The organism is Thiospirochaeta perfilievii, from assembly GCF_008329945.1.
Classification (GTDB): Bacteria; Spirochaetota; Spirochaetia; order DSM-2461; family DSM-2461; genus Thiospirochaeta; species Thiospirochaeta perfilievii.
On the sequence record NZ_CP035807.1, the window covers coordinates 3,653,953 to 3,667,739 of the forward strand.

The window sequence follows — 13,787 nt, forward strand, 5'->3', positions numbered from 1 at the left end:
ATAATTTCTCCCTATTATTTAAACATTTTTGATGCTGTAGATGCCTGTTCTTTTGATTCATAAATACTCAAATTTGAGCCTCTAACCCAACCTTCAACATCATCTAACACCGTATAAAACCAGTAGATATCTTCTCCCTGTTCTGTAGTAGAATATTCAGAAGATTTTATAATCTTAACAATATCTCCCTGCCTAAAAGCAGAACTGATTGCATCTTCTTCATCTGGGCTTTTCCTTACCCGAATATAGGGATATTTTACAACACCCCACCTACTATTACTACTTACAACAGATGTTTCTGGTAAGTTAATATCGATCTCTAGAACCTCTTTTTTACATGAAATTATAGAAAATAGAGTTAATATAATTAATAATTTCTTCACTTACTATCCCTTAGCTTAACTATCTCATCTCTTAATACAGCGGCTTCTTCGAATTCCATTCTTTTTGCATGCTCCATCATCTCATTTTCTAACGCCTTAATAAGTCTCTTTTTCTGTTTAGGATCTAGAAGGTTTGTACTATCTTTTAATACTTTTATATTTTCAAACTCAGCACCCTTTCTTTTATCTAGCTCTCTTTCAAGGATATCCTTAATCGCTTTTTTTACAGTTGTAGGAGTTATACCATGCTTCTTATTGTACTCTTCTTGTATCTCTCTTCTTCTCTTAGTCTCTTTTATTGCAACCTTCATAGCATCAGACATTTTATCAGCATACATAATAACGTAGCCTTCGGAATTTCTAGCAGCCCGACCAATTGTTTGAATAAGAGATGTAGTAGACCTTAAAAAGCCTATTTTATCAGCATCCATAATAGCAATCAATGATACTTCTGGTAAATCTAATCCCTCTCTTAAAAGGTTTATACCTATAAGCACATCAAATTTACCCTCTCTTAGCTCTTTTAAAATCTCAACCCTTTCAAAGGTTTTAATATCGGAGTGTAGGTATTTTACTTTTAAATCTAGGGAACAGAGATACTCTGTCATATCCTCTGCCATCTTTTTTGTAAGAGTAGTAATTAATACCCTCTCATTCTTTTTAATACGGATATTTATCTCTTTATATAGATCCTCGATCTGACCGTCAGTTGGTCTTACATTTATTATAGGATCTAAAAGACCTGTAGGTCTTATTAGTTGCTCTACGACCCTTGAGGATAGTTTTATCTCTTTAGGTGTTGGAGTTGCAGAAACAAATATTTTTTGTGGTGTAATTCTATCAAACTCTGGATATTTAAGAGGTCTATTATCCAGGGCTGAAGGTAGTCTAAAGCCGTAATTTACAAGATTGTTTTTCCTCGACCTATCCCCCTCATACATAGCCCCTATCTGGGAGACTGTAACATGGGACTCATCGATTATTGTTAAAAAGTCCTTAGGAAAGTAGTCTATTAAAACTGCTGGTCTCTCATCAATTACTCTTCCTGATAGAATTCTAGAGTAGTTTTCAATACCAGAACAGTAACCCATTTCCCTCATCATATCTATATCATAATTAGTTCTAGTCTCTATTCTCTGGGCTTCTACAAGTTTATTTTGGGATTCAAAAAACTCAACCTGTCTTTTTTTCTCTTCTTCTATTAGATCCAGGGCTGATAAGACCTCATGCTCTTCTAATACAAAGTGTTTTGCAGGGTAAATCTCACAGGAGTCAATCTCATCTAAAACATCCCCAGTAAGTGGATGTATTTTCTTTATAGAAGCGATATCATCCCAGTCATACTCGATTCTATATGCTAAATCTTTAAGGTATGCAGGATATATCTCTAAGACATCCCCTTTTATTCTAAAGGATCCCCTATCAGGGGTATAATTATTACGTTCATACTGTAATGTTATTAATTGTTTTGCATATACATCGATATTTTTAGGTTGATCCTTAGAAATTTGTAATCGTAGATCAAAAAAAGCTTTAGGGTTACCTAAACCATATATACAAGAGACTGTTGCAATTACAATAACATCCTTTCTCTCCATTAGCGATGCAGCTGTAGAGAGCCTTAATCTATCTACCTCATCATTTATAGATGAATCCTTCTCTATAAAAAGATCCTTAGAAGGGACGTAAGCCTCTGGTTGGTAGTAGTCATAATATGAAACAAAATACTCTACTGCATTATCAGGAAAGAACTCTTTAAACTCCCTATATAGTTGAGCTGCTAATGTTTTATTATGGGAAACAATAAGGGTCGGTTTTTGAACATTTTCAATTATTTTAGCCATTGAGAATGTTTTACCTGAGCCAGTTACTCCCTTTAGTGTTAAATATTTCTCTCCATTTAATACCCCCTCTGATAGTTCTTTAATTGCAGGGCCTTGATCCCCTGAAGGAGAGAATGGGGATTTCACAATAAATTTTGCCATCTATTTCTTCCGTGTTGATAATTTAATCTTAGTTTCTATCAGTCTATTACCTCTGATATATTTAAGACTAACAGATTCTCCTGGTTTTGTATCCTGTAATGCTGTAAATAAATCTGAAATTGTTTCTAGTTTATAACCATTTAATGATGTAATAATATCTCCACCTAAATATTTTACACTATTTTTATAACGGATAGCATCTCTTTTATCACCACCTTTAAGCCCAGCATCCCAGGCATTACCACCTTTTATTACACTAGAAATAAGAATACCCTTTTCTGTCTTTAGGTTTGCATATCTAACAAGGGCTGGGGTTAACTCTATGGGATCAATATCGATCCACCCTCTACGAACTTCCCCATAGGTAATTATCTCATTAACTGATCGTTTTGCACTATCTATTGGTAGTGCAAAACCAATTCCATCTGAACCTCCACTTTTAGAGTAGATCATTGTATTAACCCCGATCATTTTTCCTGTGGAGTCTAGTAGTGGACCACCTGAGTTTCCAGGATTTATTGATGCATCAGTTTGTATCATATCTAACATTAAATAACCTGAGTTATTGTGTAGAGGCCTACCGGTACCTGATATAACCCCGGTTGTAAGGGTTCTATCAAATCCAAATGGATTTCCAATGGCTAAAACCTTTTGACCTATGGCTAAATCATTTGAGATACCAAAGGGTATAACTGTTAACTCTTTCCCCTTTGGATCAAACTTTATAACTGTTAAATCATTTTCAATATCTGTACCAACAACCCTTCCTTCATATTCAGATCCATCATAGAGGGTTACAAATACTTCATATACGTTCTCTATTATGTGATAGTTTGTTAAAATATATCCATCTTGACTTATAATTGATCCTGAACCTGTTCCACTATCCTTTGGTACTACTTCAAAGGCCCAATTGTAGGAAAGGGTTTTTGTTGTAATATTTACTACAGCTCTATTTAGTGTTTTATAGATATCCATGTTATTTAACTCTTCAGGTGAGAGCTCACTTCTATTGGCTATACTTTTTACAGTACTCTCCCTATCTGTAAACTGAAAACTGTTTAAAGCTGTAATGTCCCTGGCTAAATTACCTAAAAGCTTCTTTTTATAAGATGCCTCTACTACTCCAGATAAGACTAATAATAGGGTTAGAATAATAATTGAGAGTATTATACTCTTAAGGGCTTTTTTACTAATATTCATATTTGACTCCTTAGATAGAATTTTAATACAAAAAATGATAAATTAAAGTATGAATATAATTTTAACAACACTAAATGCCAGATATGCCCACACATCAATTGCTCTTCGTTACCTCTACGCTAATCTTAAAGAGTACCAAAGGGAGACAGAGATTCTCGAATTTACAATTAACGATAATATCCACGAAATAGTGGAGAAATTACTTAAAAATTCACCTTCAGTTATAGGTATCGGCGTATATATATGGAATGCATTAGAAGTTTCTACAATAATTGACATTATTAAAAAGGTATCACCAGAGACTATAGTAGTCCTAGGAGGACCTGAGGTAAGTCATACACCCTACAGAGTAGACTTTTCTAAAGCGGACCATATTATTATAGGTGAAGGAGAGAATAAGTTCTACAATCTTATAGACAGTATAAAAAGAGGATTAATCATAGATAAAAGCGTTGATAATGAGGGGGTTCCTGTTCTAAGTTCCTTAAACATGCCATATGAGTTCTACAGCGATCATGATATACAAAATAGAATAATTTATGTTGAAGCTTCTAGGGGATGTCCATTTAAATGTGAGTTCTGCTTAAGCTCTATTGATAAAAAAGTAAGGGATTTTGAAATTGAAAAACTACTTAATGAGTTTCAAAAACTTTGGGATAGAGGAGCAAGAAACTTTAAGTTTATAGATAGAACCTTTAACTTGAATATTGAAAAAAGCAATAAGGTATTGGATTTTTTCCTAGGTAAAGATGATGGGTTTTTGGTCCACTTTGAAGTGATACCTGAGTTCTTCCCCAAATCTATAAAGGATAAAATAACAGAGTTTAAACCAGGAACGATTCAACTAGAAGTGGGAATACAAACACTAAATGAGGATATAGCATATAGAATTAATAGAAAAATGGACTTTGAAAAAATTGAAGAGAATTTAAGATTTTTAGAGGAACAAACAGATGCCCATCTACATGTAGATCTAATTATTGGCCTACCTGGTGAGAGTTTAGAGAGCTTTGCAGATAACTTAAATAGACTGGGGGATATGACTAATTGTGAGATACAGTTAGGTGTTTTAAAAAAGCTGTCAGGAACAACTTTGGATAGACATGACAAGACCTATAAAATGATCTATTCTGACCTACCTCCCTATGAAATTTTACAAAATAGTGATATCCCATTTTTAAAAATGCAGGAGATGAAAAGATTTACCAGATACTGGGACCTAGCATTTAATAGCGGAAATTTTAAACAGACTATAAAAAAATTATGGATAGATGGAGATATCTTTTCTGGATTTTATAAGTTCTCAACATGGATTTATAACAGAAGTAAAACAACTTATCAGATATCTTTAAACAGACTCTCTGAGTACTTATTTGAGTATTTGACTGAAGTATTAGATTTTAATAAAACAGAGATTGCGGATATAATGGTTGCTGATATAACTAAGATAAATGGTAGAAAACTCCCTGGGTTTTTACGGGAGTTTGCTACGTACATACCACCTATTAACAAAGGTGGAAATAAAGATATTGGAAAAAGGCAGGCTAGACACAGGGATTAATCACTCTTTTTTAGAAACTCATCCTCTAGGTCATAATCATGGATTTTTCTATGTAGTGTTTTCCTTCCAATTCCAAGGATTTCACTGGCCCTGCTTTTATTTCCATTCTCAACCCTTAGGGTTTCGGATATAATTATTTTTTCAGCTTCCGCCATTGTGATTCCTAGTGGTATAGATATGCTATTTTTCTCAGGTCTATCCCTAACAATAGATGGTAGATCATTTACTGTGATAATACCATCACTGGCAAATACTACAGCACTCTCAATAGTATTTCTTAACTCACGGATGTTACCTGGCCAATCATAGCTACTAATAGCTCTAAGGGCTTTTTATCAATACCATTTATACTTTTTTGATTCTCCAGGGAAAACTCTTTAATAAATGAGCTAACTAGTAGAGGAATATCCTCCTTTCTCTCCCGTAGTGGTGGAATATGAATATTTACTACATTTAACCTATAAAAAAGGTCCTCTCTAAATGCTCCTTTTTTTATCTCTTCCTGTAGATCCCTATTTGTGGCAGTAATAACTCTTACATCAACATCAATGGCCTCTTGCCCACCAACCCTCTCAAAAGTTCTCTCCTGTAAAACCCTAAGTAGTTTAATCTGAATAGAGGAGTTTATCTCACCTATCTCATCTAAAAATATAGTACCACCATCTGCTAGCTCAAACCTTCCCTTTTTTGTAGCCGTAGCTCCAGTAAAAGAACCCTTCTCATGTCCAAATAACTCACTCTCTAAAAGGCTCTCTGACAGGGCTGCACAGTGAACATTTATTAAAGGCTCATCTCTTCTTGATGATAATAAGTGTAGAGAGTTAGCAACAACTTCTTTACCTACACCACTCTCTCCAGTTATTATAACTGAAGCCTTAGTGTCCGCCACTTGGTTAATTAGCTCTAACAGTTTAGTCATTGCAGGACTTTTTCCAATTAATTTAGAAACCTTGGTTTTACTCTCAAGCTTCTTAACCTCTTCCTGTAACTTTTTATGCTCGTTAATAAGTTTTCTCTTACCTAGAGCCCTATTAACGAGAAGTGTTAGGTGGTCGAGATTAATAGGTTTTGTTATAAAATCATAGGCCCCATCCCTCATTGCAACCACAGCATTTTCAACAGTTCCATGTCCGGTTAGTATAATAACTGGAATAGTAGGATATGCACTAGATATTTTTTTAAGTAACTCATCCCCTGACATTTTTGGCATTTTTAGATCAGAAATAACCAGATCAATATCAGTATTAGTCATAAGCTTTAAAGCTTCTTGACCATCCTCGGCAACATAGGTATTAAAACCATCTAACTCAAGGGATGTTGAAAGCCCCTCTCTAATGTTTTTTTCATCATCTACTATGAGAATACTAAAATTCATATTATCCCCTATTTAAGAAGTAATTTTTCTTTTTCAAATAATCCTGGAAAGACAAAGTTAAAACATGTACCTTCACCTACTTTAGAAGAGACTGAAATATCTCCCTTATGCTCTTTTACTATTTTATATACAAGGGTTAATCCTAAACCAGAGCCTGTCTCCTTTGTAGTAAAATGGGGTTCAAAGATCTTATCTTGTATAGACTCTTCAATTCCAATACCGTTATCTCTTATAGAGACTTGGACAAAATTATCCTTCTCTTCTGTGGTTATTGTTAACTCTCCACCACTCTCCATGGCACCAATAGCATTTTTAATAATATTCAAAAATGCCTGTTTAATAAATTTAACATCAAGATATATTTTAGGTATATCCTTGTTAAGTTTTAGATTTACACTTATATGAGACTCTTCTAGTTCATATTTTGTAAATTCAATTAACTCTTCTATTACAACATTTATATCTGAATCAACCAGCTCCACATTCATTGGTCTTACAGCAAAGAGATAGTCAACAACAATACTATTTAACCTCTCCACTTCATCGCTTATAATATCTAGATACTTTGAGAAATCATCTTTATTAAAATTATCCCTATTTAAGATTTTATTCATCAACTGGATATGTATACTCATAGAACCTAATGGGTTTTTAATTTCGTGGGCTACTCCAGCTGCCATTGTTGTTAAAGATGCTAGGCTCTCAGCTCTTTTAAGTTTAATCTCCCTCTCTTTACTCTCTGTAACATCATTAACTATAAGAACATTTCCGTATATGATACCCTTACTTGCTAGGGGTAAAAGAGATATAGATAGAATCAATGTATTATTTTCACTATTTATAACAAATATCTTATCCCTTACTGTGTTGTGTTCAAATAGATTCTCTTTAACAAAATGATAAATATCATCATTATCTATGATTGACCAAACCAAAAGTTCTGAATTATCACCTAATCTTAAGGGAAGTAGTCTATCAATAGCTTTGTTTGAATAGACTACTCTATCCTCATGATCTGAAACTAGGATACCCTGAGTTAAAGAGCCCATAACCATCTCTTTAAGTGTTAACTCATCTTTTAATGTAAGAAGTAGAGATGATAGTTGAGCCTTGTTCATTCTATCAACCTTATTGATAGCCCTTTCTAGAAACTTACGCATAGATAATCCTTTTAACTTCATAATATAGGGTTTCTAGTAGTAACATTGGATTCTGATTATAGTGTAACAACTTAATTACTTTATCTCTAATTGAACTGTTTATAGCTTCTAATTGATTAAGGGATATTATCCCTTCATTATTATAATATATTTTTTTAAGCTCATTTGTAAAAACTTCTAAAAATTCATTAAAATAACTAACATCAATTTTACTATCTAATGCATCACTAAAAGCTCCATCTTTATTAAAACAGAACTCTGTGTAATTCTGAACTATTTTTAGAAATGCATCACCTTCATAATCAGAGTATGATAAAAAATACTCCTTTATTGAATTTTTATCACTTGAAGTCTTAAAAAGTTTATTAAGTATTAGTTCCTGCTCCTTATTATCCCTATGCTTAAATGAGTAGGTCCTTACTCTAGAAAGTATAGTTGGAAGGACCGTACTTCTCTTCTCTGAGATAAGTATAAAATAGGTATCCCGTGGAGGCTCCTCTAAAACCTTTAAAAGGGCGTTTCTTGAGCTATCCTGCATAAGTTCTGCCCTCTCAAGAATAACTACCTTTTTATTGCCAGAGGAACTTCTTCTAACCCAGTTTGATATTTTTCTTATCTGACTAATGGGTATATTTCCCTTAGGTAACTCATTGGCTAACTTACCACACTCTGTTAAAATTTTTTTTACTGTTGATTGTAGTTTTTTCTCTGCAGGAAGATTTTGGGTAGGTTCAATAAGGTACAATATCTCCTCTATGTTATTAAGGGAAGAGACAGCTTTTTTATACTTATTATCCTCTTTATCCCATAGATCCTCGTTAAATCTTTTTATCAACTTTCGCACATTTCTTGTAAAGACAAACTGGGAAGATCGACTTCTCTCATTAATTAAAAAATCCGCTGATTGATTAATTTCAAGCATACTATACCTACTTCCAGTTAATAGGGTATAGGGATGCTGGAGGGAGAGACTCTGGGTACAAGATTTACATGAGCAACCCCACTCTCCAGTAAATTCACAGTTAACGACCCTTGCAAGCTCTAATGCAGCGGTTAATTTCCCTGAATAAGGTTCTCCAAAAAAAAGCATAGATTGGGGTAAATTACCCCCTTCTATTTCACGTTTTAATGTTTCTACAACATGATTTTGGAATAATAAATTTTCAAACACTAAACTTCTGTTCCTATACTCTCGATAAAAGATTGAGTTGATGGTAGAAGGCTCTCAATTTGAGGTAAAATAGAGACAATTAAGCTGCCTAATACACTATTATTAAAAATTGGACTTGGGTCAAATAACGGTTGAACAGTTAATAGTAGAGTTACAATAATACATATAAAAAAACCCTGGATAAACCCAAAAAAAAGACCTAGAACTTTGTCCAATCCACCAGCCCCTATCTCTTCAAGGGAGTGTTTTAGAATCTTATTGATTAACATAGAGATCAAAATAGAGACTAAAAATATCAGTATAAATGATAAAAGAGTATTACTTGGCCTCTCCCCAATTACCTTTGAGATATATGGGGAGAGATCATCACTAAAGAAATATGCAAAAAAGAGACCTATTATTAAACCTAAAATTGTAACTATCTGGGTAAAAAAACCCTTTTTTAGTCCACCAAACCCCATTAGTAAAATAATTATAATAAATATAATATCTATTAACTTAAAACTCATATTAGCTCCTTAATTATTCTACATATATTATCGACACTATTACTGTTTTTAAAAGTTGAGACATTGCCAACCATCTCTTTTTTTGTTTTATTAAAGTAATTATCAATTACATTTAAAAGATTCTGCTTGTTAACATCACTACCTGAAAGTTTTAAAGATATTCCTTTATTTACAAAATAATCAGCATTAAAAACTTGATCCCCCCTAGTACCAACAGTTAAAGGGATTAGAAGGGATGGAACCCCCACAGTAGCAAACTCCCATATAGCCCCAGCCCCAGCCCGGCTAATAACTAAGTCCGTTGCTTTAATAACATCAGCTATACTGTTATTAATAAATGGGATAGATTTGTAACTATCCTCTTCTATTTCTATATAATTATTCTCACCCATTTGATGATAAACGTTATATTTTTCTGTTAAATCATCCTTAGCAGCTAAAACAACATCATTTATCTCTTTTGCACCTAGACTCCCACCAAGTACTAAAATAGTAGGTTTATTAGTCTTAAACCCCATTATATCTTTTCCTTTTTCCATACTAGGATTAAAAAAATCCTCCCTTACAGGATTTCCAGTAACAACTACTTTATCCTTAATCAAACCCTTAAAATACTTCTGTGTTTCATTGTAGGGTACAAGTATTCTATCTACAAATTTTGAGTTTATTCTAGTTGCTAAGCCAGGAGTAAAATCCGATTCATGGGTAACTGATCTTATTTTCAACATTTTTGAAGCTATAATAGGAGGAACAGTAACATAACCTCCCTTAGAAAATATTAAGTTTGGACGAACCTTTATTAAAATAACAACCGAGGCTACAAATCCAATAAAAATCTTAAAAATATCTATGAAATTCTGAAACGAGAAATATCTTCTAAGCTTACCACTAGGGATTGAGTAAAATTTCAAACCTAAGCCTTTAACTATCTTATATTCAATTCCTTTTTTAGAACCGATCCAGGATATATCATACCCCTCTTTTTTTAGATTTTCAATAATTGCTATGGCAGGATAAACATGTCCTCCTGTACCACCACCTGTAAAGATTATATGTTTTTTCATAGGGAAAGAATATCATCGATGTGAGTCAAAATGCAACAATTATAAATAAAAAAGACAGCTAAAAGCTGTCTAATTACTAATATTCAAATTTGATATTTCTGGGCGAAGAGGGACTTGAACCCCCGACATCCTGCTTGTAAGGCAGGCGCTCTCCCAACTGAGCTATTCGCCCATTTTTTTTAGAGTCGTTATGTTCGACTTTTGGGCGAAGAGGGACTTGAACCCCCGACATCCTGCTTGTAAGGCAGGCGCTCTCCCAACTGAGCTATTCGCCCATTTTTTTAGAGTCGTTATGTTCGACTTTTGGGCGAAGAGGGACTTGAACCCCCGACATCCTGCTTGTAAGGCAGGCGCTCTCCCAACTGAGCTATTCGCCCATTTTTTTAGAGTCGTTATGTTCGACTTTTGGGCGAATAGCTCAGTTGGGAGAGCGCCTGCCTTACAAGCAGGATGTCGGGGTTCAAGTCCCTCTTCGCCCAAAAGTCGAACATAACGACTCTAAAAAAATGGGCGAATAGCTCAGTTGGGAGAGCGCCTGCCTTACAAGCAGGATGTCGGGGTTCAAGTCCCTCTTCGCCCAAAAGTCGAACATAACGACTCTAAAAAAAATGGGCGAATAGCTCAGTTGGGAGAGCGCCTGCCTTACAAGCAGGATGTCGGGGGTTCAAGTCCCTCTTCGCCCAGAAATATCAAATTTGAATATTAGTAATTAGACAGCTTTAGCTGTCTTTTTATTTATAATTGTTGCATTTGACTCACATCGATGATATTCTTTCCCTATGAAAAAACATATAATCTTTACAGGTGGTGGTACAGGAGGACATGTTTATCCTGCCATAGCAATTATGAAATCTAAAAAGAGGGTATGATATATCCTGGATCGGTTCTAAAAAGGAATTGAATATAAGATAGTTAAAGGCTTAGGTTTGAAATTTTACTCAATCCCTAGTGGTAAGCTTAGAAGATATTTCTCGTTTCAGAATTCATAGATATTTTAAGATTTTTATTGGATTTGTAGCCTCGGTTGTTATTTAATAAAGGTTCGTCCAAACTTAATATTTTCTAAGGGAGGTTATGTTACTGTTCCTCCTATTATAGCTTCAAAAATGTTGAAAATAAGATCAGTTACCCATGAATCGGATTTTACTCCTGGCTTAGCAACTAGAATAAACTCAAAATTTGTAGATAGAATACTTGTACCCTACAATGAAACACAGAAGTATTTTAAGGGTTTGATTAAGGATAAAGTAGTTGTTACTGGAAATCCTGTAAGGGAGGATTTTTAATCCTAGTATGGAAAAGGAAAAGATATATGGGGTTTAAGACTAATAAACCTACTATTTAGTACTTGGTGGGAGTCTAGGTGCAAAAGAGATAAATGATGTTGTTTAGCTGCTAAGGATGATTTAACAGAAAATATAACGTTTATCATCAAATGGGTGAGAATAATTATATAGAAATAGAAGAGGATAGTTACAAATCTATCCCATTTATTAATAACAGTATAGCTGATGTTATTAAAGCAACGGACTTAGTTATTAGCCGGGCTGGGCTGGGCTATATGGGAGTTGCTACTGTGGGGTTCCATCCCTTCTAATCCTTTAACTGTTGGTACTAGGGGGATCAAGTTTTAATGCTGATTATTTTGTAAATAAAGGAATATCTTTAAAACTTTCAGGTAGTGATGTTAACAAGCAGAATCTTTTAAATGTAATTGATAATTACTTTAATAAAACAAAAAAGAGATGGTTGGCAATGTCTCAACTTTTAAAAACAGTAATAGTGTCGATAATATATGTAGAATAATTAAGGAGCTAATATGAGTTTTAAGTTAATAGATATTATATTTATTATAATTATTTTACTAATGGGGTTTGGTGGACTAAAAAGGGTTTTTTACCCAGATAGTTACAATTTAGGTTTAATAATAGGTCTCTTTTTTGCATATTTCTTTAGTGATGATCTCTCCCATATATCTCAAGGTAATTGGGGAGAGGCCAAGTAATACTCTTTATCATTTATACTGATATTTTAGTCTCTATTTTGATCTCTATGTTAATCAATAAGATTCTAAAACACTCCCTTGAAGAGATAGGGGCTGGTGGATTGGACAAAGTTCTAGGTCTTTTTTTGGGTTTATCCAGGGTTTTTTATATGTATTATTGTAACTCTACTATTAACTGTTCAACCGTTATTTGACCCAAGTCCAATTTTAATAATAGTGTATTAGGCAGCTTAATTGTCTCTATTTTACCTCAAATTGAGAGCCTTCTACCATCAACTCAATCTTTATCGAGAGTATAGGAACAGAAGTTTAGTGTTTGAAAATTTATTATTCCAAAATCATGTTGTAGAAACATTAAAACGTGAAATAGAAGGGGTAATTTACCCCAATCTATGCTTTTTTTGGAGAACCTTATTCAGGGAAATTAACCGCTGCATTAGAGCTTGCAAGGGTCGTTAACTGTGAATTTACTGGAGAGTGGGGTTGCTCATGTAAATCTTGTACCCAGAGTCTCTCCCTCCAGCATCCCTATACCCTATTAACTGGAAGTAGGTATAGTATGCTTGAAATTAATCAATCAGCGGATTTTTTAATTAATGAGAGAAGTCGATCTTCCCAGTTTGTCTTTACAAGAAATGTGCGAAAGTTGATAAAAAGATTTAACGAGGATCTATGGGATAAAGAGGATAATAAGTATAAAAAAGCTGTCTCTTCCCTTAATAACATAGAGGAGATATTGTACCTTATTGAACCTACCCAAAATCTTCCTGCAGAGAAAAAACTACAATCAACAGTAAAAAAAATTTTAACAGAGTGTGGTAAGTTAGCCAATGAGTTACCTAAGGGAAATATACCCATTAGTCAGATAAGAAAAATATCAAACTGGGTTAGAAGAAGTTCCTCTGGCAATAAAAAGGTAGTTATTCTTGAGAGGGCAGAACTTATGCAGGATAGCTCAAGAAACGCCTTTTAAAGGAGCCTCCACGGGATACCTATTTTATACTTATCTCAGAGAAGAGAAGTACGGTCCTTCCAACTATACTTTCTAGAGTAAGGACCTACTCATTTAAGCATAGGGATAATAAGGAGCAGGAACTAATACTTAATAAACTTTTTAAGACTTCAAGTGATAAAAATTCAATAAAGGAGTATTTTTTATCATACTCTGATTATGAAGGTGATGCATTTCTAAAAATAGTTCAGAATTACACAGAGTTCTGTTTTAATAAAGATGGAGCTTTTAGTGATGCATTAGATAGTAAAATTGATGTTAGTTATTTTAATGAATTTTTAGAAGTTTTACAAATGAGCTTAAAAAAATATATTATAATAATGAAGGGATAATATCCCTTAATCAATTAGAAGCTATAA

At 33.7% G+C, this 13,787-nt stretch carries 15 protein-coding genes, 6 tRNA genes and 2 pseudogenes; 11 read left to right on the top strand and 12 right to left on the bottom strand.

From position 1 onward, the window contains the following. Window positions 1-14 precede the first annotated feature (14 nt). From EW093_RS16940 to EW093_RS16950, 3 genes are read right to left on the bottom strand one after another with little or no spacing between them, the layout of a single operon-like run. Window positions 15-383, bottom strand: a complete 369-nt coding sequence (locus EW093_RS16940; RefSeq protein ID WP_149569530.1) for a hypothetical protein — start codon at window positions 381-383, stop codon at window positions 15-17. Next, window positions 380-2,368, bottom strand: a complete 1,989-nt coding sequence (uvrB, locus tag EW093_RS16945) for an excinuclease ABC subunit UvrB (protein ID WP_149569531.1) — start codon at window positions 2,366-2,368, stop codon at window positions 380-382. Before uvrB ends, EW093_RS16940 begins: the two co-directional genes overlap by 4 nt. After that, window positions 2,369-3,571, bottom strand: coding sequence for a S1C family serine protease (locus EW093_RS16950; RefSeq protein WP_149569532.1), 1,203 nt, complete (start codon window positions 3,569-3,571; stop codon window positions 2,369-2,371). 49 nt (window positions 3,572-3,620) lie between these two features. Between EW093_RS16950 and EW093_RS16955 the strand changes: the two genes are divergently transcribed. Next, complete coding sequence (locus EW093_RS16955; protein ID WP_149569533.1) at window positions 3,621-5,132, top strand: B12-binding domain-containing radical SAM protein; 1,512 nt, start codon at window positions 3,621-3,623, stop codon at window positions 5,130-5,132. Here EW093_RS16955 and EW093_RS18175 read toward each other — a convergent pair. The 9 genes and pseudogenes from EW093_RS18175 to EW093_RS16995 all read right to left on the bottom strand — a co-directional run bounded on the left by EW093_RS18175 (window position 5,129) and on the right by EW093_RS16995 (window position 10,788). Then, entirely contained in the window at window positions 5,129-5,287 is a 159-nt protein-coding gene (locus tag EW093_RS18175) for a helix-turn-helix domain-containing protein (RefSeq protein ID WP_484421975.1), read from the bottom strand. The two genes, EW093_RS16955 and EW093_RS18175, sit on opposite strands and share 4 nt — an antisense overlap. A gap of 87 nt (window positions 5,288-5,374) precedes the next feature. After that, window positions 5,375-6,507 (bottom strand): annotated as a pseudogene (locus EW093_RS16960) (sigma-54-dependent transcriptional regulator); the annotation flags it as partial. A gap of 8 nt (window positions 6,508-6,515) precedes the next feature. After that, a complete protein-coding gene (locus EW093_RS16965; RefSeq protein WP_149569534.1) occupies window positions 6,516-7,667 on the bottom strand; it encodes a two-component system sensor histidine kinase NtrB in 1,152 nt (383 codons plus the stop codon). Then, the gene (locus EW093_RS16970; protein WP_187759759.1) at window positions 7,660-8,838 is read right to left on the bottom strand and encodes a hypothetical protein; all 1,179 of its coding nucleotides are present in this window, start codon (window positions 8,836-8,838) and stop codon (window positions 7,660-7,662) included. The genes EW093_RS16965 and EW093_RS16970 overlap by 8 nt, the downstream gene beginning before the upstream one ends. Then, on the bottom strand, window positions 8,838-9,347 hold the full coding sequence (locus EW093_RS16975; protein WP_149569536.1) for a CvpA family protein: 510 nt from the start codon (window positions 9,345-9,347) through the stop codon (window positions 8,838-8,840). Before EW093_RS16975 ends, EW093_RS16970 begins: the two co-directional genes overlap by 1 nt. Further along, window positions 9,344-10,411, bottom strand: a complete 1,068-nt coding sequence (gene murG / locus EW093_RS16980) for an undecaprenyldiphospho-muramoylpentapeptide beta-N-acetylglucosaminyltransferase (protein WP_149569537.1) — start codon at window positions 10,409-10,411, stop codon at window positions 9,344-9,346. The genes EW093_RS16975 and murG overlap by 4 nt, the downstream gene beginning before the upstream one ends. A 99-nt stretch (window positions 10,412-10,510) precedes the next feature. Beyond that, window positions 10,511-10,583 (bottom strand) — tRNA-Val (locus EW093_RS16985). 30 nt (window positions 10,584-10,613) lie between these two features. Further along, window positions 10,614-10,686, bottom strand: a tRNA-Val gene (locus EW093_RS16990). A 29-nt stretch (window positions 10,687-10,715) separates the two neighbouring features. Then, a tRNA-Val gene (locus EW093_RS16995) sits at window positions 10,716-10,788 on the bottom strand. Window positions 10,789-10,818: 30 nt separating this feature from the next. Here EW093_RS16995 and EW093_RS17000 point away from each other — a divergent pair. From EW093_RS17000 to EW093_RS18185, 10 genes and pseudogenes are all read left to right on the top strand, one after another. Next, window positions 10,819-10,890, top strand: a tRNA-Val gene (locus tag EW093_RS17000). A gap of 29 nt (window positions 10,891-10,919) precedes the next feature. Continuing rightward, window positions 10,920-10,991 (top strand) — tRNA-Val (locus tag EW093_RS17005). 30 nt (window positions 10,992-11,021) lie between these two features. Then, a tRNA-Val gene (locus tag EW093_RS17010) sits at window positions 11,022-11,094 on the top strand. Between the two features lie 96 nt (window positions 11,095-11,190). Continuing rightward, on the top strand, window positions 11,191-11,280 hold the full coding sequence (locus tag EW093_RS17015) for a glycosyltransferase (RefSeq protein ID WP_149569538.1): 90 nt from the start codon (window positions 11,191-11,193) through the stop codon (window positions 11,278-11,280). 165 nt (window positions 11,281-11,445) lie between these two features. Further along, window positions 11,446-11,697, top strand: a complete 252-nt coding sequence (locus tag EW093_RS17020; RefSeq protein WP_281283537.1) for a glycosyltransferase — start codon at window positions 11,446-11,448, stop codon at window positions 11,695-11,697. A gap of 140 nt (window positions 11,698-11,837) precedes the next feature. Next, window positions 11,838-12,008, top strand: a pseudogene (locus EW093_RS17025) (glycosyltransferase); the annotation flags it as partial. Between the two features lie 11 nt (window positions 12,009-12,019). Beyond that, window positions 12,020-12,217, top strand: coding sequence for a hypothetical protein (locus EW093_RS17030; protein WP_149569541.1), 198 nt, complete (start codon window positions 12,020-12,022; stop codon window positions 12,215-12,217). A 13-nt stretch (window positions 12,218-12,230) separates the two neighbouring features. Further along, window positions 12,231-12,416 carry a hypothetical protein gene (locus EW093_RS17035; RefSeq protein ID WP_149569542.1) on the top strand — a complete coding sequence of 62 codons (186 nt, stop codon included), beginning with the start codon at window positions 12,231-12,233 and terminating at the stop codon, window positions 12,414-12,416. 559 nt (window positions 12,417-12,975) lie between these two features. Next, window positions 12,976-13,389, top strand: coding sequence for a hypothetical protein (locus EW093_RS18180; RefSeq protein ID WP_246745054.1), 414 nt, complete (start codon window positions 12,976-12,978; stop codon window positions 13,387-13,389). A gap of 32 nt (window positions 13,390-13,421) precedes the next feature. Next, window positions 13,422-13,760 carry a hypothetical protein gene (locus EW093_RS18185; protein WP_484421976.1) on the top strand — a complete coding sequence of 113 codons (339 nt, stop codon included), beginning with the start codon at window positions 13,422-13,424 and terminating at the stop codon, window positions 13,758-13,760. The last annotated feature ends 27 nt before the right edge of the window (window positions 13,761-13,787 follow it).

Coding starts and splice junctions, on each gene's coding strand:
- uvrB (WP_149569531.1), bottom strand. CDS start 2,368: ATGGCAAAATTTATTGTGAAATCCCCATTCTCTCCTTCAGGGGATCAA.
- EW093_RS16950 (WP_149569532.1), bottom strand. CDS start 3,571: ATGAATATTAGTAAAAAAGCCCTTAAGAGTATAATACTCTCAATTATT.
- EW093_RS16955 (WP_149569533.1), top strand. CDS start 3,621: ATGAATATAATTTTAACAACACTAAATGCCAGATATGCCCACACATCA.
- EW093_RS18175 (WP_484421975.1), bottom strand. CDS start 5,287: ATGGCGGAAGCTGAAAAAATAATTATATCCGAAACCCTAAGGGTTGAG.
- EW093_RS16965 (WP_149569534.1), bottom strand. CDS start 7,667: ATGCGTAAGTTTCTAGAAAGGGCTATCAATAAGGTTGATAGAATGAAC.
- EW093_RS16975 (WP_149569536.1), bottom strand. CDS start 9,347: ATGAGTTTTAAGTTAATAGATATTATATTTATTATAATTATTTTACTA.
- murG (WP_149569537.1), bottom strand. CDS start 10,411: ATGAAAAAACATATAATCTTTACAGGTGGTGGTACAGGAGGACATGTT.
- EW093_RS17015 (WP_149569538.1), top strand. CDS start 11,191: ATGAAAAAACATATAATCTTTACAGGTGGTGGTACAGGAGGACATGTT.
- EW093_RS17035 (WP_149569542.1), top strand. CDS start 12,231: ATGAGTTTTAAGTTAATAGATATTATATTTATTATAATTATTTTACTA.
- EW093_RS18180 (WP_246745054.1), top strand. CDS start 12,976: ATGCTTGAAATTAATCAATCAGCGGATTTTTTAATTAATGAGAGAAGT.